Origin of the sequence: Sungkyunkwania multivorans (assembly GCF_042675645.1) — a bacterium.
Classification (GTDB): Bacteria; Bacteroidota; Bacteroidia; order Flavobacteriales; family Flavobacteriaceae; genus Sungkyunkwania; species Sungkyunkwania multivorans.
The window spans coordinates 696,992-723,114 of record NZ_JBHTJH010000004.1 but is presented as its reverse complement, the minus strand read 5'-3'; the positions used below and the strand labels follow the sequence as shown (position 1 = coordinate 723,114).

Annotated in this window: 22 protein-coding genes; 12 read left to right on the top strand and 10 right to left on the bottom strand. The window is 42.3% G+C overall.

Features of this window, described 5'->3' with window-relative positions; all coding sequences use genetic code 11:
* The first annotated feature begins 205 nt into the window (after positions 1-205).
* Both clpB and ACFQ1M_RS06070 read left to right on the top strand, forming a co-directional pair.
* Complete coding sequence (gene clpB, locus ACFQ1M_RS06075; RefSeq protein ID WP_386405399.1) at positions 206-2,806, top strand: ATP-dependent chaperone ClpB; 2,601 nt, start codon at positions 206-208, stop codon at positions 2,804-2,806.
* Between the two features lie 304 nt (positions 2,807-3,110).
* Positions 3,111-3,734 carry an aspartyl/asparaginyl beta-hydroxylase domain-containing protein gene (locus ACFQ1M_RS06070; protein WP_386405396.1) on the top strand — a complete coding sequence of 208 codons (624 nt, stop codon included), beginning with the start codon at positions 3,111-3,113 and terminating at the stop codon, positions 3,732-3,734.
* Between the two features lie 244 nt (positions 3,735-3,978).
* Here ACFQ1M_RS06070 and ACFQ1M_RS06065 read toward each other — a convergent pair whose 3' ends face one another.
* Complete coding sequence (locus tag ACFQ1M_RS06065) at positions 3,979-4,341, bottom strand: endonuclease domain-containing protein (protein ID WP_386405393.1); 363 nt, start codon at positions 4,339-4,341, stop codon at positions 3,979-3,981.
* Between the two features lie 242 nt (positions 4,342-4,583).
* On the opposite strand from ACFQ1M_RS06065, the gene ACFQ1M_RS06060 reads away from it, so the two are divergent.
* The 3 genes from ACFQ1M_RS06060 (at position 4,584) to ACFQ1M_RS06050 (ending at position 6,698) form a co-directional block, all read left to right on the top strand.
* Positions 4,584-5,063, top strand: coding sequence for a hypothetical protein (locus tag ACFQ1M_RS06060; protein WP_386405390.1), 480 nt, complete (start codon positions 4,584-4,586; stop codon positions 5,061-5,063).
* Between the two features lie 126 nt (positions 5,064-5,189).
* Positions 5,190-5,879, top strand: coding sequence for a hypothetical protein (locus tag ACFQ1M_RS06055; protein ID WP_386405387.1), 690 nt, complete (start codon positions 5,190-5,192; stop codon positions 5,877-5,879).
* A gap of 132 nt (positions 5,880-6,011) precedes the next feature.
* Positions 6,012-6,698, top strand: a complete 687-nt coding sequence (locus ACFQ1M_RS06050; RefSeq protein ID WP_386405384.1) for a hypothetical protein — start codon at positions 6,012-6,014, stop codon at positions 6,696-6,698.
* 70 nt (positions 6,699-6,768) lie between these two features.
* Here the strand turns inward: ACFQ1M_RS06050 and ACFQ1M_RS06045 are convergent, their stop codons facing one another.
* The 4 genes from ACFQ1M_RS06045 to ACFQ1M_RS06030 form a co-directional block, all read right to left on the bottom strand.
* Positions 6,769-8,028, bottom strand: coding sequence for an aminotransferase class I/II-fold pyridoxal phosphate-dependent enzyme (locus ACFQ1M_RS06045; RefSeq protein ID WP_386405381.1), 1,260 nt, complete (start codon positions 8,026-8,028; stop codon positions 6,769-6,771).
* Between the two features lie 181 nt (positions 8,029-8,209).
* Positions 8,210-9,052 (bottom strand): SDR family oxidoreductase, encoded by an 843-nt coding sequence (locus ACFQ1M_RS06040; protein WP_386405378.1) that lies wholly within the window; start codon positions 9,050-9,052, stop codon positions 8,210-8,212.
* A 103-nt stretch (positions 9,053-9,155) separates the two neighbouring features.
* A complete protein-coding gene (locus tag ACFQ1M_RS06035) occupies positions 9,156-10,196 on the bottom strand; it encodes a PLP-dependent cysteine synthase family protein (protein ID WP_386405375.1) in 1,041 nt (346 codons plus the stop codon).
* A 79-nt stretch (positions 10,197-10,275) separates the two neighbouring features.
* A complete protein-coding gene (locus tag ACFQ1M_RS06030; protein ID WP_386405372.1) occupies positions 10,276-12,411 on the bottom strand; it encodes a S9 family peptidase in 2,136 nt (711 codons plus the stop codon).
* Positions 12,412-12,484: 73 nt separating this feature from the next.
* On the opposite strand from ACFQ1M_RS06030, the gene ACFQ1M_RS06025 reads away from it, so the two are divergent.
* Positions 12,485-12,808: a YbaB/EbfC family nucleoid-associated protein gene (locus ACFQ1M_RS06025; RefSeq protein ID WP_386405369.1), complete on the top strand. Its 324-nt coding sequence runs from the start codon at positions 12,485-12,487 to the stop codon at positions 12,806-12,808.
* 52 nt (positions 12,809-12,860) lie between these two features.
* On the opposite strand, the gene ACFQ1M_RS06020 is transcribed toward ACFQ1M_RS06025, so the two are convergent.
* Positions 12,861-13,967 carry an OmpA family protein gene (locus ACFQ1M_RS06020; RefSeq protein ID WP_386405366.1) on the bottom strand — a complete coding sequence of 369 codons (1,107 nt, stop codon included), beginning with the start codon at positions 13,965-13,967 and terminating at the stop codon, positions 12,861-12,863.
* Between the two features lie 214 nt (positions 13,968-14,181).
* On the opposite strand from ACFQ1M_RS06020, the gene ACFQ1M_RS06015 reads away from it, so the two are divergent.
* Positions 14,182-14,508 (top strand): YegP family protein, encoded by a 327-nt coding sequence (locus ACFQ1M_RS06015; protein ID WP_386405363.1) that lies wholly within the window; start codon positions 14,182-14,184, stop codon positions 14,506-14,508.
* Positions 14,509-14,555: 47 nt separating this feature from the next.
* On the opposite strand, the gene ACFQ1M_RS06010 is transcribed toward ACFQ1M_RS06015, so the two are convergent.
* Together ACFQ1M_RS06010 and ACFQ1M_RS06005 are read right to left on the bottom strand one after the other, a co-directional pair.
* The gene (locus ACFQ1M_RS06010) at positions 14,556-15,596 is read right to left on the bottom strand and encodes a threonine aldolase family protein (protein ID WP_386405360.1); all 1,041 of its coding nucleotides are present in this window, start codon (positions 15,594-15,596) and stop codon (positions 14,556-14,558) included.
* A gap of 9 nt (positions 15,597-15,605) precedes the next feature.
* Positions 15,606-18,026, bottom strand: a complete 2,421-nt coding sequence (locus ACFQ1M_RS06005) for a zinc-dependent metalloprotease (protein ID WP_386405357.1) — start codon at positions 18,024-18,026, stop codon at positions 15,606-15,608.
* 131 nt (positions 18,027-18,157) lie between these two features.
* Between ACFQ1M_RS06005 and ACFQ1M_RS06000 the strand changes: the two genes are divergently transcribed.
* The 5 genes from ACFQ1M_RS06000 (at position 18,158) to ACFQ1M_RS05980 (ending at position 23,001) form a co-directional block, all read left to right on the top strand.
* Entirely contained in the window at positions 18,158-18,412 is a 255-nt protein-coding gene (locus ACFQ1M_RS06000) for a helix-turn-helix transcriptional regulator (protein ID WP_386405354.1), read from the top strand.
* A 115-nt stretch (positions 18,413-18,527) separates the two neighbouring features.
* Positions 18,528-19,623 (top strand): peptide chain release factor 2 gene (gene prfB, locus ACFQ1M_RS05995; protein ID WP_386405351.1). Its coding sequence is split into 2 segments (ribosomal slippage): positions 18,528-18,590 and positions 18,592-19,623, totalling 1,095 coding nucleotides; the frame shifts between segments, so codons are not numbered across the junction.
* Positions 19,624-19,639: 16 nt separating this feature from the next.
* Positions 19,640-19,981, top strand: coding sequence for an arsenate reductase (glutaredoxin) (gene arsC, locus ACFQ1M_RS05990; protein ID WP_386405348.1), 342 nt, complete (start codon positions 19,640-19,642; stop codon positions 19,979-19,981).
* 128 nt (positions 19,982-20,109) lie between these two features.
* Positions 20,110-20,511 (top strand): hypothetical protein, encoded by a 402-nt coding sequence (locus ACFQ1M_RS05985; protein ID WP_386405345.1) that lies wholly within the window; start codon positions 20,110-20,112, stop codon positions 20,509-20,511.
* A 24-nt stretch (positions 20,512-20,535) separates the two neighbouring features.
* The gene (locus ACFQ1M_RS05980; RefSeq protein ID WP_386405342.1) at positions 20,536-23,001 is read left to right on the top strand and encodes an outer membrane beta-barrel protein; all 2,466 of its coding nucleotides are present in this window, start codon (positions 20,536-20,538) and stop codon (positions 22,999-23,001) included.
* A 63-nt stretch (positions 23,002-23,064) separates the two neighbouring features.
* On the opposite strand, the gene ACFQ1M_RS05975 is transcribed toward ACFQ1M_RS05980, so the two are convergent.
* On the bottom strand, positions 23,065-24,438 hold the full coding sequence (locus ACFQ1M_RS05975; RefSeq protein ID WP_386405339.1) for a polysaccharide lyase: 1,374 nt from the start codon (positions 24,436-24,438) through the stop codon (positions 23,065-23,067).
* A 247-nt stretch (positions 24,439-24,685) separates the two neighbouring features.
* Positions 24,686-26,062 (bottom strand): polysaccharide lyase, encoded by a 1,377-nt coding sequence (locus ACFQ1M_RS05970; RefSeq protein WP_386405336.1) that lies wholly within the window; start codon positions 26,060-26,062, stop codon positions 24,686-24,688.
* Between the last annotated feature and the right edge of the window lie 61 nt (positions 26,063-26,123).

The following is a 26,123-nucleotide window of genomic DNA, read 5'->3' as shown; positions in this document are numbered from 1 at the left end:
GGAGAGGATTGTATCGAGAACATTTCGCGGACTAACGACTTCTCGATACTAAATTCACTCATTAATTTGCGAATTTCACTCGAAGTGACATTGGGGAGCTTGCCAAAAAGTCATTCAAACTCAGTACAAAACAAGTCATTTTGTCGGTAAACGCATCGTGGAATGACCTTTGACCTATACCAGCTGTAAGCAAAAACCATTACAGATGAACTTAAATAATTTTACTATAAAATCACAGGAGGCCATCCAACAGGCGCAACAGATCGCGCAAGAATTTGGCCATCAACAAATAGAGAACGAGCATATCGTTAAGGGCATCTTCAACGTAGATGAGAATGTCCTTCCCTTTCTCTTGAACAAATTAAATGTGAATACCCCATTGATACAGCAAATGCTCGACAAAGAGCTTGAAAGTTTTCCAAAGGTGTCGGGTGGGGACATCATGCTTTCTCGAGAGGCAGGCACTTCACTTAATGAAGCCAACATCATCGCTAAGAAGATGAAAGACGAGTTTATGTCGATCGAGCATTTGATATTGGGCATCTTCAAATCCAAAAGCAAGATCGCACAGATGCTCAAGGATCAAGGGGTGACAGAAAAAGGCCTTCAAGCAGCCATCGAAGAACTGCGCAAAGGCGGTAAAGTAACCTCGCAAAGTGCCGAGGATACCTATAATGCACTTAACAAGTATGCCAAGAATTTGAATCAATTGGCGCGCGATGGCAAATTAGATCCCGTGATCGGAAGAGATGAAGAGATACGAAGAATCTTACAGATCTTATCGAGAAGAACCAAGAACAATCCAATTCTCGTTGGGGAACCCGGCACCGGTAAAACCGCGATCGCCGAAGGATTGGCACATCGTATTGTCGATGGCGACATTCCCGAGAACTTGAAGGATAAGCAGATCTTTGCTCTAGATATGGGTGCCTTGATAGCCGGTGCCAAATTTAAAGGAGAGTTCGAAGAACGCTTGAAATCGGTCATCAAAGAAGTGACTACTTCCGATGGCGATATCGTCCTATTCATCGATGAGATTCACACCCTAGTAGGTGCTGGCGGTGGCCAAGGTGCTATGGACGCTGCAAACATCTTAAAACCCGCACTAGCCCGAGGAGAACTACGTGCCATCGGTGCTACCACTCTCGATGAATACCAGAAGTATTTTGAAAAGGACAAGGCATTAGAGCGTCGTTTTCAAAAGGTAATGGTCGATGAACCCGATACCGAAAGTGCTATTTCCATCCTTCGTGGTATCAAAGAGAAGTACGAAACTCATCACAAGGTGCGCATCAAGGATGAAGCCATCATCGGCGCTGTAGAACTCTCTAACCGTTACATCACCAATCGATTTCTACCAGACAAAGCGATCGACTTGATGGATGAGGCGGCATCAAAACTACGAATGGAGATCAATTCCAAACCCGAAGAATTGGATGTGCTGGATAGAAAGATCATGCAGTTGGAGATCGAGATCGAAGCAATTAAACGGGAAAAGGATGAAGTGAAGCTAAAGTCATTGAATGCCGATCTGGCCAATCTAAAAGAAGAACGTAACGAGCTCAATGCCAAATGGCAGCGTGAAAAGGAGGTTGTAGATAACGTTCAAGCAGTAAAGGCAAATATCGAAGAATATAAACTAGAGGCAGAACGCGCCGAACGTGAAGGTGACTATGGAAAAGTTGCGGAGATACGCTATGGCAAGATCAAAGAAGCACAAGAACAGCTAGAAGCCCTTCAAGAGCAATTGAAATCACATAAGGAGAATGCCTTGATCAAAGAAGAGGTCACCTATGACGATATCGCAGAGGTAGTTGCCAAGTGGACCGGAATTCCTGTGACCAAGATGTTGCAATCCGAACGTGAGAAACTGCTAAAACTCGAAGATGAGCTAGGGAAACGCGTCGTTGGACAGGAAGAAGGAATTCGAGCGGTGGCAGATGCCGTACGCAGATCGAGAGCAGGATTACAAGACCAGAAAAAACCAATAGGATCCTTCCTCTTTTTAGGAACCACCGGTGTCGGTAAGACCGAATTGGCAAAGGCGTTGGCAGAATTCCTTTTCGATGACGAGAACGCCATGACCCGTATCGATATGAGCGAATACCAAGAGCGACATGCCGTAAGCCGATTGGTGGGAGCACCTCCGGGATATGTTGGTTATGATGAAGGCGGCCAATTGACGGAAGCGGTACGAAGAAAACCATATTCCGTAGTGCTATTAGATGAAATTGAAAAGGCGCATCCAGATACCTTCAATATTTTGTTACAGGTTTTGGATGAAGGCCGATTGACGGATAATAAAGGACGTGTTGCAGATTTTAAGAACACGATCATCATTATGACCAGCAATATGGGCAGTCATATCATTCAGGAGAAGTATGAGAATATCCCTGATATGCAAACGGCCATGGAAACAGCCAAAGTCGAAGTCCTTGGATTGTTAAAGCAAGCGGTTAGACCAGAGTTTCTAAATCGTATCGATGATATTGTGATGTTCAGCCCACTGACACGTACCGATATCGAAGCCATCGTGAAGTTGCAGCTGAAAAGAACGTCGAAAATGCTCGCGGCTCAGAATATCACGATGGACGCCACAGACGAAGCCATTACCTTCTTGGCCGAAAGAGGCTTTGACCCACAATATGGTGCACGACCTGTGAAAAGAGTGATTCAACGGGAGGTACTGAATAAGCTGTCGAAGGAAATCTTGGCAGGAAAGGTCACTACAGAAAGTGTTATCCTTTTAGATGCCTTTGATGATGAGTTGGTATTTAGAAATCAAGCAGATGCCGTTGTTAGTTAATTGTTGACGGTTAACGGCTAAAAAAAATAATCAATTTTGGAAAGAAGGGCCATCTCTGTAAAAAGAGTGGCCCTTTTTTGATTCGCCAAAATTTCAGCGTTTTCAGGTAATTCGATTTTTTCTAGACCTCAAATGATAAAAGAAGTCTTCGCGAGTGGCTAAAAGACCTTTCTCTTCTATCTTCTATCTTCTATCTTCTCTTCCCATTCTCTTCCTTTTGAAAATCTTTCAAAACCCGTGAAACTACGCATACCCATTCATCATAGATGGTGTAGCTTTATCAGAAAGTAAAAATCATATAAAAATGTCTGTCACAATTTCTAAGCAAATAGAAGATCGTATCATACTCCCGTTCACCTTTGATGCTGAAAAACTGGTCTCAGAATATGAGGCCTTAAAATTGAACGATTTCGAATACTACAATGCCGTGCAGCTAAGAGCACCTGCGCATATGGTAGACCCTAGCATCCCTTTTCCTCCTCCAGCAGAAGATTATGCAGATGGGTCATGGACGGAGTGGTTGAACACCAAAGAATTACAGCGGTCTCCTTACTTGACAAGCGTGGTAGACACCTTTCGCCAACACACCAAAGTAACGCTAGTACGATTGCTACGCTTAGCCCCAAACTCGGTAGTAAAAGAACATACCGACCCCACTTTGGGACTGGAAGTTGAACGGTCCGTCATTAGATTGACCATTCCAATCATAAATGGCGAAGGTGTATCTTTTTATCTGAACGACACCAAAGTACCGATGAAACCAGGGGAATGCTGGTATTTGAAACTCACCGACCCGCATAAGGTGATCAATAGTGGTGATACCGAAAGGGTAAATCTGACCATTGATATGATTCCAAACAAGTGGTTTCGAGATCTAGTTGAACTCTCAATAGATAACCCCTCTGTCCTATGGACATCTCCCCTTTAAAAGGGGAGAAACAAACAGGGTCCCTTTTACTAGAAGAGCGCTTGTACCATGCTTGTTCATAGAAGTAGCACTGCCGAAGTGGTTACAAAGTACATCGCTATTATAAAAACAGCGTTGATCCCTCGGTATTTAGAATCTTTACACATTTAGGACTGTTTCATTACAAATAATATAGCCTTCATCATAATGGAGGAACCAAACAAAGTCCCCTCCTTTTCAAGGAGGGGTGCCGAAGGCGGGGTGGTTATTCTTTGAACTCCTCCTTTATGGCCTCCAAGACCATGTCCAATTGATCAAAGACCTGTTTATTTTCGAAACGAATAACCCTATAGCCCAACGCGATCAAGTCAATTGTTCTTTTATCATCTCTTTCTTCAACGAAAGCATTAAAATGTCCTTGTCCGTCCAACTCCACAATTAAATTTTCAGAAGAACAGAAAAAATCAACAATATAATTACCAATGCTATGCTGACGTCGAAATTTTCTACCCTCCAATTGTTTCTTTTGAAGGGCTTTCCATAGTTGCGATTCCGCTTTTGTTGAATTATTTCTTAATTCTTTTCTAAAAGCTTTTAGATATTTTCTGTTATGCAGTTCGTTGTTCATTAATTAAATATAGGACATTATCGCCAACTGAATATGTAACCCCTCTGTCCTATGGACATCTCCCCTTTAAAAGGGGAGAACTGTATAGAGTCCCTCGTTGAGAAGGAGGCCTGTCTGCCGGCATGGCAGGAGTGCCGAAAGCGAGTGGTTCTGGAACATTTCAAAAAAATTTTTCAAAGAATAGGGTAACAAATTTCTAAGTAGGTTGATATATAGATGTAAACCTTTAAAAACTTAGAAAAATGAAAACGCTATTATCAACTTTAACCGCCCTATTATTTGCCACCTTTATATTTGCACAAGACAGCAGCCATGAAACTTCCCATGTCACCCAACAAAAGGAGCAGACCAAGATAAAACGGGATGCCGCCTCTGGTATGTCTACAGGAAAAAGAGCCCATTATAAAAGAGAGAAAGGCTCTGGAATGGCAACTGGAAAAAGACAGCATAACCCTGTTAAAACGAGCCAAGCTACGGATTACAACTCTAGCAGAAGCAATAAGGCCGATGGAACCAAGGCTACCGACTATAATTCTAGCAGAAGTAACAAATCCTACGGTATTGATATTTCAAACGATGAGAATGACGATAAGCAGACCAAAGCTACCGATCACAACTCTAGTCGCAGCAATAAGACTTCGAGCAACAGCGTTGCTCCTTCAGGAAACCCTTTATACAAAGGCTCGAACAAAAAGGGTTCGAACCCAATGTATCAGCAATAAAAATCGATAAACATTTAAAAAACAGTCATTTGACTGTTTTTTCTGTTATATAAAGAAATTTCTTTCATCTCTAAGATTTTTTATCTTTTATTGTCATCTTTTATTTCAATCTAAAACAAATATGATATGAAGAAATTAACTTATGCTAGTGTAATTTTACTTTCACTTTTATTTACGACTATCTCGTGTGGGGATGATGATACTCCTCCAAAAGATAATATCTGGACCGGCCCTGACATGACCTTCACGAAAGCGGCCAATGCCGATTGGACCCTCCCTGAGAACCAGGATCGAATTAGCGATAGCGTAAGATTTACAAGACAAGACAACAGACAGATCTACAATTACCAATGGTGGCAAAACAACTTTGGTGAGGATGCCACAGGGGATGATCTAGAAGCAGATTTTTGGGATGATGTCGATGTACCGAACACCAAAGACTTTACCGCTACAGGTGGTACCAAGGGTGTTAAATGGGCCATCTTGGACAGTATTGGCGCAGACAATCCATGGGATGAGAACTTTGCCCTCTATGGCACATTAGGGGACCCCACTCATTTTTATAGCTTCCATAACGTGGCTACCATGATCACACAACTAAACGACGGGCAGAGCGTTGTAAGCGTACCAGACGATTTTAATGTAGAGAACGGCAGTAGTAGTACTAATAGTGGTACTAGCATGACCGAGTTGGTCGGAAAAAATCTTGGTATCTGGCTTGTAGAAGAGGATATCTATCTTTCCTTCAAATTTACCGAGTGGGGAAGCGGAGGTAGCGGAGGAGCGCTTTCTTACACACGTTCTACGCCAGACTAAAAAAGCAATGCCTTTTTCAAATACAAAAAGCGGTCGACATGACTGCTTTTCTTGTTATATAAAGAAAATTCTTTCATTTATATATTTTTTTTTATTTCTTGTAGTATTTATTTCAATCTAAAACAAATTAACATGAAGAGATTAACTTATGCTGGGGCGATCTTATTTTCGCTTTTATTGACGACCATTTCTTGTGGGGATGATGACACTCCACCGAAGGATAATATCTGGACAGGCCCCGAAATGACCTTCACGAAAGCGGCCAATGCCGATTGGACCCTCCCTGAGAACCAGGATCGAATTAGCGATAGCGTAACATTTACAAGACAAGACAACAGACAGATCTACAATTACCAATGGTGGCAAAACAACTTTGGCGAGGATGCCACAGGTGATGATCTTTTTGCAGATTTTTGGGATGACGTAGCCCCACCTAGTACCAAAGACTTTACCGCCACAGGTGGTACCAAGGGCGTTAAATGGGCCATTTTGGACAGTATTGGCGCCGACAATCCATGGGATGAGAACTTTGCGTTCTATGGTACTCTCGGCGATCCCACTCATTTTTATAGCTTTCATAACGTGGCTACCATGATCGCTCAATTGAATGCAGGAAACACTATAGTGAGCATTCCTAATGATTTTGACGTAGAAACGGAGTCTTTTACAGCTGACGGAACCATTATGACCGAATTGGTCGGAAAGAATCTTGGCATCTGGCTTGTAGAAGAGGATATCTATCTTTCCTTCAAATTTACCGAGTGGGGAAGCGGAGGTAGCGGAGGAGCGCTCTCTTACACACGTTCTACACCAGACTAAAAATGATATGTTCCTCAATAAAAAAGCAGCCAACTCGGCTGCTTTTTTAATATAAGTTTTTACTCGGATACTATTCTCCCATGGCCTCGGCCACTGATTTAGATAGTCTTTTATAGGTTCCGTTCTCCAATCGCTCTCTGATCGATGAAAACGCTTCCAAGGTAAGCTGAATGTCCTCCATCGTATGTGAGGCCGTTGGGATCATTCGTAATAGGATGAGTCCTTTAGGAATCACTGGGTAAACGACGATCGAACAGAAGATCCCAAAATTTTCACGAAGGTCTTTTACCAACGCCATCGCTTCAGGAATACTTCCCTTTAAATATACTGGGGTCACACAACTTTGTGTGGTACCGATATCAAATCCTCGTTGGCGCAAACCATTTTGCAACGCGTTTACATTTTCCCAAAGCTTAGCCTTAAGCTCTGGCATGGTCTTCAGCATTTCAAGGCGTTTTAAAGCTCCTTTTACAAAGATCATAGGTAATGACTTTGCAAACATTTGCGAACGCATGTTATACTTAAGATAATCCATGATCTCCTTGTCCCCAGCTAAAAATGCTCCGATGCTGGCCATCGACTTTGCGAAGGTCGCAAAATATACGTCGATACCATCTTGAACGCCTTGCTCCTCTCCTGCTCCAGCACCAGTTTTACCAAGGGTACCAAAGCCGTGAGCATCATCCACCAACAATCTAAAGTTGAACTTATCTTTTAGCGCAACGATCTCCTTCAGTTTTCCTTGTTCTCCTCGCATTCCAAAAACACCCTCAGAGATGACCAGAATACCTCCTCCGGTCTGCTCGGCCATTTTGGTGGCACGCTCCAGGTTCTTTTCCAAGCTATCTACATCATTGTGTTTATAGGTGAAACGTTTTCCAAGGTGAAGACGCACTCCGTCGATGATACATGCATGCGAATCTACATCATAGACGATAATATCATCTTTGCTTACCAGCGCATCGATTGCAGACATGATGCCTTGATAGCCAAAATTCAATAGATATGCAGACTCTTTCTTAACGAAATCTGCCAGTTCATTTTGAAGTTGCTCGTGAAGGTCAGTGTGTCCAGACATCATCCGCGCTCCCATAGGATAAGCGGCACCATTCTGTGCAGCAGCTTCTGCATCTACCTTTCTTATTTCCGGATGATTGGCAAGCCCTAAATAATCATTGATACTCCACGTGATGATCTCCTTACCGTTAAATATCATTCGGTTGGCGATCTCTCCCTCTAACTTTGGAAACACAAAATATCCTTCGGCCTGTGAGGCCCACTTACCAAGCGGTCCTTTATTTTCAATAATCCTATCAAATAAATCTCTCATTTAGGGTAATTTCAGGTTATGCTAACATAGCGTTAATCTAGTCGGGTCTACTAGCAGGCAAAAGTAACCAATTTTGCCTATCTATCATAATGTGCCATTAGTATTGAATTTTTTGCAAAAAAAACTTTCGAATACTGTCAAATATTCAATTATAGATACAAAAACATAACGAAATTATTCCTTATTTATTCAATTCCTGAATCTGTTTATGGAGCATCTTATCTAAAAATCTATCGGGAAATACATTGATAGCCAGCCAGAACAGCCATTTTTTTGGAGCGATCAAATAGCGTGTTCTTGGTTTTTTCTTTTCTACAGCATTTACGACCAACTCACCCACCTTTTCTGCTGGAATTGCCACTCCTTCCATTCCATCAACAGCTTTGTTCATGTTGTCATATATCTTTTCATAAGGCGTATTTCTATATACGTTCTCAGTCTCCCTTGCTTTTGACCATATCTCGGATTGTATCGGTCCAGGCTCGATGACGATCACCTCGATCCCAAAATCCATCAATTCTCTTCGCAGCCCATCGGACAGAGCTTCTACAGCATGCTTAGATGCAGAATAGGGTGCCATAAACGGTCGTGTCGACTTTCCGGCGGCGGAACTGATATTCACAATTCTTCCAGGCCTATGATCGCTATTGAACCCTAGAAGCGGTAGAAATGCCTGTGTAACCCTCAATAGACCGAGCACATTGACCTTCATCTGAAAATCTACCTGCTCTAGGTCGATATAGGCCAAGGGGCCATTGACAGAGACACCCGCGTTGTTTACCAGGCAATCCAATCCTGCCCCATCGAGATGAGTCTCTAGTTTCTTCTTGGCTTCATCTATGGCTTGCTGGTCGGTGATGTCGAATAATAGCGGTACAAAATTCTCTCCGAATTCATTCTGTAAACGCTCAGCATCCTTTTCATTCCTCACACTCCCAAAAACCCTATAATTTCTATTGAGAAATGATTGTGCTACGGCCTTCCCTATTCCAGAGGAAACGCCAGTTACAAGTACGTTTTTCATTGGTTATTTATTTGATGTTTGAAGTCATGCCTTCTCATCCTTCAAAAATATCACAAAAAAAAGGGAAGCAGAAACTTCCCTTTATAATATATGTTTTCAACTATTATTTCACATATTCGATCTGGATCTCCTCTTCGATATTCACACTATCAAAGAAGCCTTGGTCGCGCATCCATTCATCGCTGTATATCTTGCTCATATAGCGAGACCCGTGGTCGGGAAATATCATGACGACCTTACTATTCTCATCAAATTCCCCATCCGCTGCTAGCTGCTTTATTGCTTGCATCACAGCACCGCTTGTGTAGCCAACGAATAAACCTTCGGTCTTAGAAACCTCCCTTGCGGTATGCGCACTCTCTTCGTCGGTCACCTTCACAAACTTGTCGATAACGTCAAAATCCGTAGCGGTAGGAATGAGATTCTTTCCAAGCCCCTCGATACGATATGGGTAGATCTCATCTTTATCCAGCTCTCCGGTTTCGTGATATTTTTTCAAAACTGAACCGTAGGCGTCAACGCCTATCACTTTGATATTGGGATTCTGTTCTTTTAAAAACCGTGCCGTTCCAGATATGGTACCACCAGTACCGCTACAGGCTATGAAATGCGTGAGTTGGCCATTGGTCTGCTTCCAAATTTCTGGTCCGGTGCTTGTATAGTGGGCATCGATATTCAACTCATTAAAATATTGGTTGATGTAGACAGAGCCTTTGGTCTCTTCGTGAATTCGTCTCGCGACTTGATAGTACGATCTTGGGTCATCGGCACTTACGTGGGCTGGGCACACATAGACCTTAGCGCCCATGGCGCGTAACATATCGATCTTGTCTTTAGAAGATTTGGAGCTCACTGCCAAAATGCACTCGTATCCCTTGATGATACTTACCATGGCAATACTAAATCCGGTATTTCCCGAAGTTGTTTCAACGATGGTATCACCAGGTTTGAGAATGCCTTTTTTCTCGGCCTGTTCTATAATGTAAAGAGCAATTCGGTCTTTGGTAGAGTGGCCTGGATTAAATGCTTCGAACTTTGCGTAGAATTCACCTTGAAAATCGTTGGCGATTCTATTGAGCTTTATTATTGGTGTTTGACCAACAAGCTCCAAGACATTGTTGTAAGCGTCTATCTCTTGTTTCATAAAGTTGTTTAATGCTTAGGTGCTTTTTAATTCACCCGATAATTTAACAAACCGTGCAAATTTAGTCAAAATATATTTATTAGTCCGTAATGCCCTCTAGGTCCATGATAAAGGCATATTCTTCTGCTACTTCCTTCAATGCTTCAAAACGTCCTGAAGCCCCACCATGACCAGCATCCATATTGGTATGTAAAAGCAACAGATGGTCGTCGGTCTTCATTTCCCTCAATTTCGCCACCCATTTTGCTGGTTCCCAATACTGTACTTGACTGTCATGCAAACCGGTGGTCACCAACAAATTTGGATATTCCTGTGATCGTACCTGATCGTAAGGAGAGTACGAAAGCATGTATTGGTAAGATTCTTTATCATTTGGGTTGCCCCATTCATCATATTCACCTGTGGTCAACGGGATGCTATCATCTAACATGGTGGTGACCACGTCTACAAAAGGTACAGCTGCAACGACACCGTTATAAAGCTCGGGTGCCATATTCACAACGGCCCCCATCAACAAGCCGCCCGCAGAGCCTCCCATGGCATAATGATGGTCTGGGGAAGTATATCCCTCGGCAATCAAATATTTTGAACAATCTATAAAATCTGTGAACGTATTTTTTTTGTTGAACATTTTACCGTCCTCATACCATTGTCGTCCCAAGTACTGTCCACCTCTGATGTGGGCGATGGCATAAATAAAACCTCGGTCTAAAAGACTAAGTCTAACCGTAGAAAAATAAGGGTCGATCGTAGAGCCATAAGAACCATACGCATAGAGCAACAAAGGGTTTGTACCATCTTTGGTGATTCCTTTTCTGTACACCATAGAGATTGGGATCTTCGTACCGTCGGAAGCGGTGGCCCAAACACGCTCGGAGGTGTAGTTGTTCTTGTCAAATTTGCCTCCCAATACTTCCTGTTCCTTCTTAACAACCCTTTCTCGCGTCTTCATGTTGAAATCAATGACCGAATTAGGAGTGGTCATGGCATTGTATGAATAGCGCAATATGTCGGTATCAAAATCGATGTTGGTCGTAGTATAGGCCGTGTAGGTCTCATTGTCGAACGGAAGTGTATATTCCTCAGAACCATCCCAACGTTTGATGTTGATCTTATTAAGTCCATTCTCACGCTCACTTACCACAAGATACTCCTTAAAGATATCGATATCTTCTAGCAGAACATCTTTTCTATGCGGAATTACCTCTGTCCAATTTTCTTTGGTCGTATTTTCTTCAGAGGTCTTCATCAATTTAAAGTTTGAAGCCCCATCCATATTCGTAGTAATATAAAACTCGTCTCCAAAATGTGAGATGCCGTATTCGTGCCCTCGTTCTCTTGGCTGAAATACTTTAAATTCCCCGTCAGGGTCATTCGCTTTTAATATCTGATATTCTGAGGTGAGCGTGCTGGTAGAACCTATGACCAACCACTCCCTAGATTTGGTCTTATACACAAATGTATAGAAGGTCTCATCCTCTTCTTCAAATATCAGCTCATCATCCGCTACGTTATGACCAAGTTTGTGTTTCATTATTTTATTGGACCGCAGTGTTTCAGGATCTTTGTTGGTATAGAAAAGAGTTTTGTTATCGCTCGCCCAAGTAGACCCACCAGTCGTATTATTTATCTTTTCAGGAAAGATCTCGCCTGTTTCCAAGTTTTTTACCTGAATGGTATATTGTCTGCGAGAAACTGTATCCAACCCAAAAGCTGCCAATTTGTTATCAGGACTTATATTTATCCCCACCAATCTAAAAAACGAGTGGCCTTCTGCCATTTCGTTGCAGTCAAAAAGGATCTCCTCTTTCGCTTCCAAAGAACCCTTTTTACGAGTGTAGACCGGATAATCCTTACCTTCCTCGTAACGTGTGATGTACCAATAGCCATTATAGAAGTAAGGCACCGAAGCGTCATCTTCTTTGATACGAGATTTCATCTCTTCGAAGAGCGCTTTTTGAAACGCCGTGGTGTGCTTTGTCATTTCATCATTATAGGCATTCTCGCGTTCCAGATAGTCTATGACCTCTGGATTGTCACGGTCCTTGAGCCAATAATAATTATCGATACGAACATCCCCGTGCTTTTCTAAGTTTGTTGGAATTTTTTCAGCAATAGGTGCTTTCATAGTTTCATGTTGCGGTTCCATTTCCTTTTCTTTACAAGCGGTGGCAAAAATAGTACTTAGAACCAATACAGCTATGCTTTTTCTCATTAGAAGTAGGTTGAATTGGTTTAAGTGACCAATTTAGTAAATTTGTATTAGTTAACTTAAAATTCGAAAAACAATGTTTGGAGACATGATGGGAATGATGGGCAAATTGAAAGAGACCCAAAAGAAAGTTGAAGCTACCAAAGAACGTCTCAATACGGTCTTTATAGACGAGAAAAGCAGCGATGGGCTTCTCGATGTCACCATTTCGGCCAATAGAGAAATAAAGGCCATAAACATCAATGGCGAGTTACTTAAAGACAAGGATCAGTTAGAGGACTATCTGATCGTCACCCTCAACAAGGCCATCAAAAAGGCCACTGAGGTTCATGAGACCGAGTTGGCGGCCGTTGCCAAAGAAGGGATGCCAAGTATACCAGGCATGGACCTTTTCAAATGAAAAACCGCCTAGAGATTCTAGGCGGCTTCTTATTTTATAAGGACGTGAGGACTTAGTTGTTTATCAATCTAAATTCAGTACGTCTGTTGGCTGAATGTTCTCTTTCTGTACAAGAAACACCATCTGCACATCTGTTCTTTAATCTAGACTCTCCATATCCATTTGCAACTAATCTACTCGCGTTGATCCCTTTAGATATCAAGTAGTTTGCTACAGATTGTGCTCTTCTTTCGGAGAGTGCCTGATTGGATGTTTTGGATCCTCTTGCATCTGTATGGGAAGCGATCTCCACTTTAGAACCTGGTGTATCTTGAAGTACTTTCAACAGGTTTTGATCGATCAAGCGTTTTGCAGCAGGAGTCAATGTGGCGCTTCCAAGATTCCAATTGATAGGAAGTGCGTTATATTCCACCAGCTTACAGTCTACCTCTTTCCAAGTTGTCAAACCTCCTTTTTGCTTAAGGACTTCCTTAGAAACTGTTTTATAGACTGCAGGGATGGTCTCTTCAACTACGGTAGCGTCTTTGACAAGAACCGTTTTTCTGATCGTTGCGTACTCTGCAGGGATCTCCTCTTCAACAACTTTAGCTGGCTCTGTAACGACTTTCTTCACATAGGTGGCTGTAGCTTGCGGGATAGGAGTGCTGGTCGTCGAAGCATCATTAGCCAACGCCTCAGTGGCAATCGTAGTATACTCCGCAGGATATCCTCTATAACACCAGTAACGACAGTCATCTGGATTACTAGACTGGCACTCGGATGGTGCGGCAGAGCTCATTTCCCATTGGGCATATGCAGGCTTGACCTCTATTGTCTCAGAATCTGGCGAAAACGAGGCGGGTATCACTCTTAAGGTAGAGGCCGCTTGTTTTGAAACATAAGATACGGTCTCGGTCCCCCATTTTTCAGGAATGACTCTAAGTCGCTTTCCTGCCTCTTTCACCAATACTCGTTCGGTAACGGTCTCATACTCAGCAGGAACTGTTCGCAATACTTTGTATGCAGGCTTGACCTCCACTTGTACAGTTTGATTTTCATAAATGTCAGGGGTGGTACAACGCACGTAGCATTTACCGGGTTCGGGATTTGTGGGTAGATCTTGGGCAAAAACAAATGAAAATGTAGCAAATGCCAAAGAAAGTGCAATTAATCTTTTCATAATGATAATGATGTATTTGGTTAAAAACTAAGTAATTACAAATTTAAATTAACATTTTTAACATTTCACTATGAGGCCTTACTTTTTTTTAAATCTAGTTATAATGCAAAAAACTTCGATAAAAAACATATTCTTTTCAGATTTGGTCCTAAAACATTAAATATTCATTATATTTTTTTGATATATTTACAGTAGTAACTAAAACTTATATAAAATGTTTGAAATTTTCCAAAGCGAGAAAAACAAAAAATTTTACTTTAACCTAAAGGCTAAAAATGGACAAGTGATTCTTTCGAGCCAAGGGTATTCTGATAAAAGCGGAGCGATGAATGGTGTTGACTCTGTTAGAAAAAATTGTAACGATGACAGCAAGTTCGAGCGCAAAACTGCTGCCAATGGTAAATTCCATTTCAATCTAAAGGCTGGAAACGGGCAGGTTATTGGGAACAGTCAAATGTACGCTTCTGAAGCGGGTATGGAAAATGGCATCGAGTCTGTGAGGAATAATGCTCCAGACGCAGAAGTAAAAGAAGCTGAATAATTTTAATTATAAGTGATTAACCAACCAAAACTGAAAAAGCATTCGTTCTAGACGAATGCTTTTTTTATACTCATCTCCTTGAGGAGTGATAGAAACGCATGGTGCATCACTGTTGTATAATCCAAATGCGTGACAATCCTAAGCTTTCCTTGGCCCATTCCAATGATATGCACATCATGCTCCTTCAATTGCTGAAGAAAGGCCTGTTCATCGACATTATCAGCTAGATTGAAAATAATGATATTCGTCTCAATAGGCTCAACGTTCTTTATAAAAGGTAACGATCTAAGCAGTCCGCCTATTTCTTGGGCCTTATCATGGTCTTCAACAAGCCTTTCCCTGTGATGGTCCAATGCATAGATGCCAGCGGCAGCAAGATAACCTGCTTGTCGCATTCCACCGCCAAAGACCTTTCGCACTCTAAAGGCCTTCTCTATCAATTCATCGGACCCTACCAAGACCGATCCTACGGGACAGCCCAATCCTTTGCTCAAGCAGACCGATATGGTGTCGAAAATTGCCCCATATTGTTCAGGGGATTCCTTCTTATTTGCCAATGCATTCCAAAGTCGTGCCCCATCTAAATGATACCCCAGATGATGATCGTCACAAACGGCACGAATCTTCTTTAGCTCTTCAAAATCCCAGCAAGCACCACCGCCTTTGTTGGTGGTATTCTCTACACAGACCAGAGCCGTTTTGGGGCTATGATAGAAATCATAAGGATTTACCAAGGCCTCCACCTGCGCCGCGGTCATCATCCCTCTATGTCCATCTGCCAAAGCCGAGGTGACACCACTGTTAAAGGCGGCACCGCCACCCTCATAGTTGTACACATGTGCGTATTTATCACATATCAATTGATCGCCTGGTTGCGTATGTGCCTTGATCCCTGCCTGATTGGCCATGGTTCCCGATGGGAAAAACAATGCCCGTTCCATGCCAAAGAGATCTGCCACTTTTTGTTCAAGTGCATTGACAGTTGGATCTGCCTTGAATACATCATCTCCAACTTCTGCACACATCATGGCCTCTAGCATTCCTTTGGTCGGCTTGGTAACGGTATCACTTATTAAATTGATGGTCATAGGATATTTTTATTGTTGATAGGTGGCAAAATTACATGCGTCACTCCCAATTGGAGACCCATCTGGAATCTTTGGGGCTTCATCTTTCTTCTTATAGCCGGTTGGATTACCAACGAAGCCTTCGACGGCCTTTTTCATCAAAATTGCTGTGGGGTCAATTCGTTTTTCACCTAAGAAGGTCTTTAATTTCATCATCTCGAATAAGATGACTTCTGTAACCTGAGGATAACTATTATTATCGCTTGCAAGTTGCATCAGATGATGCAGTACTTTCCAATTGATCACCTTTTGAATCTCTCCATGATATCCTTTTATGGCTTTCTTTCTTACGGTCTGTTCTAGAATCTCCTGAACAAGTTCTTGCAATCCAAATTGCCTCTCATCCAAGGCCTTTTGCTGTACCAATCTGTTGGCACGCTGTGGGTGTAACAATAGAGCTAAGCTCATTTCACTGGCCGTTTCGGCGGCGCCCAATGCATCAAACGCCACTCCCGTCTTTCCTTTAAAGGATTCCCTTGTCCTTGAATATCCATAGGCCCTTGGAGGAAACAACTTCAATTTGTCTTCGGGAATAGCCAATGCTTCAGGAGAAATCGTCTTTAAGATTGCGTCCAGCGCCTTTGTTTGCTGTTGTTTATTCAACATCTCAACGACTACTTGTCCATCATTCTTGATCGCATAATTATATTCCAGGCCACCGACCAATTTTACGGCAGCCTCGGTTTGATACCGATGAAAGAAATAGAGCGGTACAAACACATCTTCCAAAACCGAATACGGTTCGTTACTTCTTATATTATCCTTTGAAAAATTGTTGATCGCCAGCTTTCTAATCTCGAGCACTCGCTCGAGTTCAATGGCAGCATTCTTTCCATTGTCCCATAGATGCGCTTTTGCATGTGCTCCTCCTTGAGGTCTAGCGTCTGCATCTGTGATAAATCGCAAGCCGTTCTTTTGGGCTCTTTCCATAATTTGTAACAAGGCATCAGTCTCATCGGTACCCTCAGCAAAATCTGAATATGCATAGGCGACGGTCATCTTGTCCCAAGCCCCTATCTTATTATCATAGGCATTGCTAAAATCGAGCTCCCCTTCTTTCACATCAACTTTCGGGTGTGGATAGTCCATTACAGACGCTCTACCATCTGTACTAGCAGCAAAATTATGTGCGAAACCAAGCGTATGTCCAATTTCATGGGCAGACAGTTGTCGGATCCTTGCCAATGCCAATTCCAGCATCGGCTGATAATTGTCATCACGCTCGGCAAAGGGCTTATTCATCAATGCCTGTGCGATCAAGAAGTCCTGACGGATTCTAAGGCTCCCCAAACTCACATGTCCCTTGATGATCTCTCCCGTTCTGGGATCTGTAACGCTGCCTCCATAGCTCCAACCGCGGGTAGAGCGATGTACCCATTGAATAACGTTGTAACGGACGTCCATAGGATCGGCATCTTCTGGTAACATCTTAACCTGGAAGGCATTCTTGTAACCAATGGCCTCAAAAGCTTGATTCCACCATCTTCCACCATCCAAAAGTGCCGAGCGCACTGGTTCGGGTGTTCCGTTGTCCAAATAATAGACGATAGGCTCAATGGCTTCGCTGACAGCTGCATTTGGATCCTTCTTTTTTAGGCGATGTCTTGTAATAAAACGTTTTACTATGGGTTGATGCACTGGCGTTGCATAATCCATATAGGTCGTTTGCCAAGAGCCACATCGCGGATCATATTTCCTAGTTTCGTAGTTAGCGTCGGGCAACTCTATAAATGAATGATGTTGTATCACCGTTACAAAGGAAGCATTAGGTGCTACTGACTTAATTTCGTCACCTTTTGCTTCACCTTTGAAGGTAAGCATCGCCTCAAATTCTATATTTCTAGGGAACGCTTTGGTCCTTTCCATTGCCAGCGCACTCCTATCTTCACTGAGGCTGTATGACCCTTGCCCCCTACTTTTGAGTCTGTTGGCAACACCATGGGCATCTTGCATTAAAAATTGAGTGAGGTCTATGATGTATGATCCTTTTCGCTGTTCCTTGATCGGAAACCCGAACAACACCGATTTTGCAAAAGCTTGCGCCACGGACCTTTTTTCAAGTTCATTATTGGTAAGTGCTCTGAACTTCAGATTGGGTTGGATCAATAAGAGTTTATTCCCAGCTTTACGGAAGAAGACCACTTGCTCATTTCCAAGTTGTCCGCGGTCCAAACCAATATCGTTGCTACCCACACCACTACTCAGGGAGTTTACATACAAAAACTCGGCGTCTAATTTGTCAACTTCCAAGTAAATACGATCTTCATTCTCGTCATAATAGAAATCAAAATATCCTTGGTACTTTTTGAGATTCTTTTTATTCGCTAAAAATTGTGAGAACGCCGTTTGAAAGGAGAGCGTTACGACCAGAAATAAAATAATTTTGTTCATCCTTAATGAATTGCAATGATAGTTGATAATTGGAAAGTTAAAAATACTAAATATCTAAGAAGGCATTAAATTCTAAATGGGCTAACATTCATTTATCAATCAAAAAAGAGGCCGTCGCGATGTCTTCTGATATGAAAGCCTTAAAACAACGGCTAGAGTCGAAACATGACGGTACCATATCGAAGATCAAGACCGCATATCCAAACTTGACATCCAACGATGTAAAGCACTGTATCCTCATAAAGCTAAACTTATCTGTCAAGGAAACAGCTCAATCCCTGAATGTTTCTACCCATGCTGTGAAAATGGCGAGAAAGCGCGTCAAGAAAAAAATCGGTCTAGCCGATAGTGACTCACTTAAAAACCATGTAAGCACCATCACATAAGTCTTCTGGCATGATGCCTCTCTTAGTTAAAATCAAAACCATTAAAAAAATGCTTCTTTTGATATGTCTAAATAAATGACTTAATCCTATTTTTGTTAAAACTTATTTTGAAACTATGGTTACAACCGAACAGGTTAAAGACCTTCAGGAGCGCCTTGGTGCGTTAAGGAGGTATCTTTGACATCGATGCAAAACTCATCGAAATAGCGAACGAAGAGGAAAAAACCTTTGACCCCAATTTTTGGAACGACTCAAAGAAGGCTGAAAGTATCATGCAGCATCTGCGGGGATTGAAAAAATGGGTGGAGGATTATAATAAGGCAGAAAGCTTAATAAGCGATCTAGAGGTCTTATACGAATTTCATAAAGAAGGCGAAGCGACGGTAGAAGATGTGTCTGCACAATACGAAAAGGCTTTAAACCTTATAGAGGACATGGAATTTAAGAACATGCTCTCTGAAGAAGGAGATAGCATGAGTGCCGTTTTACAGATCACCGCCGGTGCTGGTGGCACAGAGAGTTGTGACTGGGCAAGTATGCTCATGCGGATGTACCTAATGTGGGGTGAAAGACATGGGTACAAGATCAAAGAACTGAACTATCAAGCTGGGGACGTGGCCGGAATAAAAACAGTGACCCTCCAATTTGAAGGTGATTACGGATTTGGTTGGCTCAAAGGAGAAAATGGGGTACATCGCTTGGTTCGCATCTCTCCATTTGATAGCAATGCAAAACGCCATACATCGTTCGCCTCCGTCTATGTGTATCCCTTGGTCGATGATTCGATCGAAATAGAGGTCAATCCCGCAGACATTGAGATCACTACGGCACGTTCAAGCGGGGCTGGAGGACAAAATGTGAACAAGGTAGAGACCAAAGTGCAATTGTGGCATAAACCGACAGGAATCCAAATATCGTGTTCAGATTCTCGATCACAGCACGACAATAGAGCGACTGCCATGCAAATGTTGAAATCACAACTTTATGAGATCGAACTTCGAAAACGGATGGAAGCCCGAAAAGAGATTGAAGCTGGAAAGATGAAGATCGAATGGGGTTCTCAAATACGTTCCTATGTCTTGGACGATCGACGTGTTAAAGACCATCGCACCAATTTGGAATATCGCCAACCAGAGAAAGTGCTCGACGGGGAGATCGAGCAATTTTTAAAGGCCTATCTGATGATGATGGGGCAAAAAGCTGAAAGTTGAAATTTAAGTAACGAATATGATCAAAATATACCATAATCCCCGTTGTTCGAAGTCTCGCCAAGGTTTGTCCATCTTAGAAGAAAGTGGTCAGCCTTATGAGGTTAGAAAATATTTGGAAGACGTTCCTACTGCGGAAGAACTTCGAGAAGTTCTAAGCCTGTTGAATATCACCGCGGATCAATTGGTGCGTAAGAATGAGGCTGTTTGGAAAGAAAAATATCGTAGTAGACTTTTGTCGGAAGAGGACATCATCGAAGCGATGGTCCATCACCCAAAATTAATAGAACGCCCAATTGTCGTCAAAGGAAATAAGGCCGTCATTGGAAGACCGCCCGAAGCTATTACAGATATCATTTGATTCATGAATACCTAGCGGGGCAAAAATATCCTCGTACAAACAATTCTTTCTTTTAACAGGATTTTAACCTCTGTGCTTTAAACCAACAGCTAATTTTGAGGTCATAGCTTCAAAGAAGCTGAAAAATCATGAGATCACTTGAAAAACTAGCCATCGCATCATTCATGCTACTAAGCACGAATATCATTTTCGCGCAACAACGATTCAATCGAACCCTTTCTCCAGAAGCACAACAAGAGCGCATTGAGAAACAAGTTGAGAATTATAGCGATAAATTACAGCTGGACGACCTTCAAAAGGCATTGCTGAAGGCCAATCTTGAAGAATTTTCTCAGAAACAGCTAGACATCTTACAAGCTACAGGAACACGAGAAGAAAAAAGAGCCTCATTGCGAGATTTACGTGCAGCACAAGACCGAGAACTTTCCGAATTTCTTGATGATGAGCAAATGACGCTATTTGACCAAATCAGACAAAACCAAAGAGAAAAACGACGCGGCAGCCGCTTTCAAAAAAGAGATCCTCAATAGAATTACCATCAACTAGAAAAACGAATGAAAAGAACCATCTTCCTGATCGTCGCATTGTTAAGTATGACCTTAGGATTCTCCCAACGATCGAATATCGAAAAAATCAAAGTGACCGGTAAGGTCATTGATCAGGAAACGAAACAACCTCTAGAATATGCTACGGTGATCTTGCAGAATACGCAAAGGACGCAGTTGCTTACTGGAGGAATCACCGATGAAAAAGGTGATTTTGAAGTGGAGATCCCTGCTGGCAACTATGACATAAGGGTAGAATACATCTCTTTCAAAAGTTATGAACTGAAAGGACAGAACATCCGAACAAATAAGTCGCTTGGCACCATATCACTTTCCTTAGATGTAGCGAGCTTGGACGAGGTCGAAGTGGTCGCCGAGAGAACGCAGGTCGAGATCAGACTCGACAAGCGGATCTACAATGTGGGTAAAGATCTTATTGCCCAAGGCGGAACGGTCACCGATGTACTAGATAATGTACCCTCGGTCTCCGTAGATGTAGAAGGAACCATCTCACTACGCGGTAATGACAATGTGCGCATCCTGATCAATGGAAAGCCTTCGGCATTGGTTGGATTGAGTGGTACGGATGCGCTGCGTCAGCTACCGGCCGATGCCATTGAAAAAGTAGAGGTCATTACCTCCCCCTCTGCACGTTATGATGCCGAAGGAACCGCTGGAATCCTCAATATTATTCTTAAGCGAAGTAAGATTCAAGGTCTAAATGGGTCCATCACCTTAAGCAGTGGTTATCCATTGGTGGCCGGAGCATCTGCCAACATAAACTACAGAACTGAGAAACTGAACCTATTCACCAATAGCGGTTATACCTATAGAGAAGTGCCTGGAAACTCCTTTACGGACAATACATTTTTTGACGCTAGCGAACAAATAACCGGCTCAAGCCAAGAGACGCGCGATTTTAATCGAGTGAGAAAGGGGCTTAATACAAATATTGGTATCGAATACTTCATCAATGAGAGTTCGTCTTTAACAGGAACCGTGTTATATCGAAAAAGCGATAATGAAAGAAATACAATCAATGACATCTTTAATTTTGACCCAAATGGAAATCTTCTGAGTCAAACCCAGCGCTTTGATCCAGAGGTGGAAGATGACAAGACACTGCAGTTCTCTTTGAATTATGAAAAGAAATTCAAAGAGGATGGACACACTTTGAGTTTCGATTTTCAGCATGAAGACAGCACTGAGGACGAAAAATCCATCATTGTCGATACCGAAATCGTCGGTGATGGTAGTGTTGAACGAGAATTTGTGAGGACCCTTGAAGATCAGCAACGAATATTGCTTCAAGCAGATTATGTGTTACCTATTGGGAAAGAAAGCCAGTTCGAGGCGGGCTATCGCGGGACCTTTGCCGATCAGACCAATGATTATACAGTTGCCTTCGAAGAAAATGGATTCTTTGTGAATGATACAGATCTTTCGAACATTCTAAATTATCGTGAATATGTCAATGCCTTTTACGCGCAATTTGGCAGCAAAACTGGAAAACTTTCGTACCTACTTGGCCTTCGTATGGAGGAATCGAATATCAACATCAATCAGATCACTACTGCCGACTTTAATAACAAACGATATACCGATTTGTTTCCAACGGTGAATTTGGCCTATGAGTTTAGCGAAACCGAAAGCCTCACACTTGGATATAATCGTAGGATCCGTCGGCCTCGATCAAGATTTATCAATCCCTTTCCGTCTCGAAGTAGCGCAACCAACCTTTTTCAAGGAAATCCCGATATCGACCCCAGCTACTCCAATGGACTAGACCTCGGGTATCTGAAACGTTGGGAAAAATTTACCTTTAACAGTTCCATCTATTTTCAACGGGCAACACAGTCATTCACCTTTATTACCGAAGAGACCGGAGAAACTGTTGTTGTAAGCGGGGAGTCTGGAACACCGTCCGAAGTCCGTGTTCCTGTATTGCGCAGAACTCCTGTTAACCTATCAAAGAACGACCGCTATGGTTTTGAATTCACGCTTGCTTACAACCCAAGCCGAAAATGGCGCATGAATGGAAATTTCAATTTCTTCGAATCGATCACTAGAGGGGACTTTAACGGTCAGAATTTTGATGCCGAAAACATCAGTTGGTTCTTACGCTTCAACAACACCTATACCTTACCGGGAAAGATAACTTGGCAAACACGCCTTTTTTATCGTGGACCTTCAGAGACCGCACAAAGCAAAAACCAGGGGATATTCTCTGCAGACACGGGATTTAGCAAAGACTTTTTTAAGGAGAAGGCCACCTTAAACCTCAACGTAAGTGATGTTTTTAACATTCGAAAACGCAAATCTGAAAGCTTTACGCCAAACACGTTCTCCTATAGCGAGTTTCAATGGAGAGAGCGTTCGATAATAGCTACGTTCACCTATCGTTTCAATCAGAAGAAAAATCAGCGCGATCGTCAACGCAATGGTGGGGATGATGATTTAGATTTTGAAGGATGACGAGCTTCGAAGGCAAAAAAAAAGCCAAGAACAATTCTTGGCTTTCTATTATGAAAAGTTAGATCATTTAATAACCACTTTTCTTGTGGTATCGTCTATCTTTATAAAGTAAATCCCTTTATTTCTGTTGCGAAGGTTAATTTCCTTGCCTTCACCCGCGAATAATTTTTGTCCAAGTAAGCTATACACTTCCCAGGTCGCATCTCTTTTTAGGTAAAACATCCCATCATCGCTTGGATTTGGATATACGGCATTGAGAGTTTCTCTGTTTTCTACCTCATTTGTTGAAAGTGTTCCCATGTAGGTGCTGTATTCATTGATACGGGTCGTTGACACTCTAAATTCGTCGACCCAAGCAAAGATGTCTTGTGTAGGCTCATATTCGGTTGAAGACCCACCTAAAAAGGCAGAGATCAAAATGCGATTGATCGTTATATTCTCGCGAGTTGTACCTGCAGGGCGATAGTTGTTAAAAACGGTAGCGTCCATAAAATCATAGTTCACACCATCTACCCAACCTTCAAAATAGCCATCATTCATCCCCGGAGTTTCAAATTTATAGTGAAGTTCTATATTGTGCCACCCTGGCGAAAATAAATAAGGCTGATACTCAAATTCGCAGATATCGGACCCTGGAGTCACTTGTGGTCCCCAAAATCGCTCTTCGTTGGTCGGTGTAAAGCTATTATCTGGGAGCTCCATATAAAATTGGATGCTTCCACCTTTTCTCCACATGATCCGCCCTTTCCACGAATCATCTCTAGTGTTGTAGGTAGTCCCTCCTAAACTGGGAAGCTTACCTCCACACTTGTCAAATTCAAAGTTATCACTGAATTTTATCCAATATGATAAATAAAGGTCTTCGGACTGGTAATTGTTTGTATTAAAGGTACCAGCTAAAGGAATCCGAGTATCTACCCCTGAGTCCGCGGTTTTAAGTTTCCCTTGAGGAAATCTGATGCGAAGCGATGTTCCTCCTGGGTCGATACTTTCGTTATAATCGATATAAGCTCTGTCGGTAGAAGGATCGTTGGCCTCGTAAAATCCTTTACCATAGGCCACAGGGAAATCTTCGCGTAGTTCTACCTTGCTATAAGACGCACCAGGTCGTAAATGGTCGAAGCTTATATGATATTCATCTGTCAATAAATAAGGATCGTCATTTAAGGTGATCTCATTTCCAGTACTACCCGTCGTCGTAAATGCATCTAAAGTATCGTACTTTAACGCGGCAACACGTAGATTGTCTCCAACATTCCCTGAAATTGAGAAGATTCCGTTGGCATCTGTCTTTACCCATGTGGTCGGCGTACCGGAAATAGAAACTAGAGCATTTTCGATGGGTGTGCCCGAGTCATCCCTAACTGTTCCGCTTAATGTTTGTGCATAAAAAAAGTGGGGCATCCCGATTAGTAGAAGCGTAATAATTCTTTTCATAGTAGGTTTTTCTTAATAAAATTTTGGACAATTCTTTCAATTTGAGGCGGTTAAATTATGGTTTTTCCTATTAAAAACAAGAAGGTTGGATAAAATTATCCCCTTTTCTGTATGAAATGACACCTTACCATTTACCGCTTTACATGTTGGTTTTTCTTCCGAACTTATAAATCATTGATGATTTTTCAAAAAAAAGAGGATACTCCAGGGGAATCACCCTCTTATTCATAAAAATGACTACTAATTTCTATTGAATGATCACTTTTTTGGTGGAATCGCCAATCTTAACAAAATAGACGCCTTTCGAGTGGTTTTTGATATTGATCTTCTTCCCTTTTCCCGCCAATATCTTTTGTCCAAGCAGGGTATACACTTCCCAGTTGGTCGATGTTTTTAAATAAAACACCCCTTCACTATTTGGATTTGGGTAAATGGTCGAGGCGTTTGACAAATCATTTCCAATCGGTCCCTTAGCAAATTTCTCACGATACGTATCATATTCATTTATACGCCGTGTCGACACCCTAAACTCGTCGACCCATGCATAAATATCTTCGGATGGCTCATAATCTTCCGAGGACCCACCGAGGAATGCAGATATCAATATTCTGTTGATAGTGATATTCTCGCGAGTGGTACCGGCCGGACGATAATTGTTAAAGACAGTGGCATTCATAAAATCGTAATTCACGCCGTCGACCCAGCCTTCAAAAAGACCGTCGTTTCTGCCAGGAGTCTCAAACTTGTAGTGAAGCTCTATGTTATGCCACCCATCAGAAGATAGATAGGGTTCATATTCAAAATTGCAGATCCCAGAGCCGCTCTTAACCAGATCACCCCAAAATCGCTCGTCGTTCGTTGGTCTAAAGCGGTTATCGGGAAGTTCCATATAAAATTGTATGCTTCCCCCTTTTCGCCACATGATCCTCCCTTTCCAAGAATCATCTCGCGTATTGTAGGTGGTCCCTCCCAAACTGGGAAGCTTGCCGCCGCATTTATCAAATTCAAAATTATCACTGAACTTTATCCAATAGGACAAATAGAGATCCTCCGATCTAAAGTTGTTTGAATTGAAGGTGCCTGCAAGCGGTATTCGTGTATCAACTCCCGAATTTGAGGTCTTGAGCTTCCCTTTTGGAAATTTGATCCTCAATGAAACTCCATTGGGATCCACGCTTTCATCATAATCGATATATGCCCGATCTGTGGACGCCCGATTGCGCTCGTAGAAGCCCTTGCCATAGGCCACAGGGAAATCCTTTTTGAGCTCTGCTTTGCTATAGGAGGCTCCTGGTCGCAGATGATCGAAACTGATGTGATAAACATCAGTTGCTAAATAGGGGTCATCAGACATGGTAATGGTATTCCCGTTTGTAGAATTCGCCCTGTAGGCGTCGATGGTGTCAAACTTCAAAGCAGCGATGCGCAATTTGGTCCCTACCGATCCTTGGATCGAAAATGTTCCATTGGCTTCGGTCTTTACCCATGTACTTGGAGTATTGGCATGACAGACCAGAGCATTCTTTATAGGATTTCCAGATCGGTCTTTTACCATTCCCGATAATGTTTGTGCATTGGTAGTGACAAAGGTCACTAACGAAAAAATAAGGATGATTTTTTTCATGGTCAGTGGTTTAGTTGAACATTAGCATAGCGGTAGGAAAAATATTTTGAGAGAATTACTT

What these genes read in the sequence shown, in the direction of transcription:
- ACFQ1M_RS06055 (WP_386405387.1), top strand. Translation starts at nt 5,190, where the DNA reads ATGAAGAAATTAACTTATGCTAGTGTAATTTTACTTTCACTTTTATTT.
- ACFQ1M_RS06015 (WP_386405363.1), top strand. Translation starts at nt 14,182, where the DNA reads ATGTTTGAAATTTTCCAAAGCGAGAAAAACAAAAAATTTTACTTTAAC.
- clpB (WP_386405399.1), top strand. Translation starts at nt 206, where the DNA reads ATGAACTTAAATAATTTTACTATAAAATCACAGGAGGCCATCCAACAG.
- ACFQ1M_RS06045 (WP_386405381.1), bottom strand. Translation starts at nt 8,028, where the DNA reads ATGAGAGATTTATTTGATAGGATTATTGAAAATAAAGGACCGCTTGGT.
- ACFQ1M_RS05980 (WP_386405342.1), top strand. Translation starts at nt 20,536, where the DNA reads ATGAAAAGAACCATCTTCCTGATCGTCGCATTGTTAAGTATGACCTTA.
- ACFQ1M_RS05975 (WP_386405339.1), bottom strand. Translation starts at nt 24,438, where the DNA reads ATGAAAAGAATTATTACGCTTCTACTAATCGGGATGCCCCACTTTTTT.
- ACFQ1M_RS06005 (WP_386405357.1), bottom strand. Translation starts at nt 18,026, where the DNA reads ATGAACAAAATTATTTTATTTCTGGTCGTAACGCTCTCCTTTCAAACG.
- ACFQ1M_RS06025 (WP_386405369.1), top strand. Translation starts at nt 12,485, where the DNA reads ATGTTTGGAGACATGATGGGAATGATGGGCAAATTGAAAGAGACCCAA.
- ACFQ1M_RS05985 (WP_386405345.1), top strand. Translation starts at nt 20,110, where the DNA reads ATGAGATCACTTGAAAAACTAGCCATCGCATCATTCATGCTACTAAGC.
- ACFQ1M_RS06065 (WP_386405393.1), bottom strand. Translation starts at nt 4,341, where the DNA reads ATGAACAACGAACTGCATAACAGAAAATATCTAAAAGCTTTTAGAAAA.
- ACFQ1M_RS06070 (WP_386405396.1), top strand. Translation starts at nt 3,111, where the DNA reads ATGTCTGTCACAATTTCTAAGCAAATAGAAGATCGTATCATACTCCCG.
- ACFQ1M_RS06020 (WP_386405366.1), bottom strand. Translation starts at nt 13,967, where the DNA reads ATGAAAAGATTAATTGCACTTTCTTTGGCATTTGCTACATTTTCATTT.
- ACFQ1M_RS06030 (WP_386405372.1), bottom strand. Translation starts at nt 12,411, where the DNA reads ATGAGAAAAAGCATAGCTGTATTGGTTCTAAGTACTATTTTTGCCACC.
- ACFQ1M_RS06040 (WP_386405378.1), bottom strand. Translation starts at nt 9,052, where the DNA reads ATGAAAAACGTACTTGTAACTGGCGTTTCCTCTGGAATAGGGAAGGCC.
- ACFQ1M_RS05970 (WP_386405336.1), bottom strand. Translation starts at nt 26,062, where the DNA reads ATGAAAAAAATCATCCTTATTTTTTCGTTAGTGACCTTTGTCACTACC.
- ACFQ1M_RS06050 (WP_386405384.1), top strand. Translation starts at nt 6,012, where the DNA reads ATGAAGAGATTAACTTATGCTGGGGCGATCTTATTTTCGCTTTTATTG.
- ACFQ1M_RS06060 (WP_386405390.1), top strand. Translation starts at nt 4,584, where the DNA reads ATGAAAACGCTATTATCAACTTTAACCGCCCTATTATTTGCCACCTTT.
- ACFQ1M_RS06000 (WP_386405354.1), top strand. Translation starts at nt 18,158, where the DNA reads ATGAAAGCCTTAAAACAACGGCTAGAGTCGAAACATGACGGTACCATA.
- ACFQ1M_RS06010 (WP_386405360.1), bottom strand. Translation starts at nt 15,596, where the DNA reads ATGACCATCAATTTAATAAGTGATACCGTTACCAAGCCGACCAAAGGA.
- ACFQ1M_RS06035 (WP_386405375.1), bottom strand. Translation starts at nt 10,196, where the DNA reads ATGAAACAAGAGATAGACGCTTACAACAATGTCTTGGAGCTTGTTGGT.
- arsC (WP_386405348.1), top strand. Translation starts at nt 19,640, where the DNA reads ATGATCAAAATATACCATAATCCCCGTTGTTCGAAGTCTCGCCAAGGT.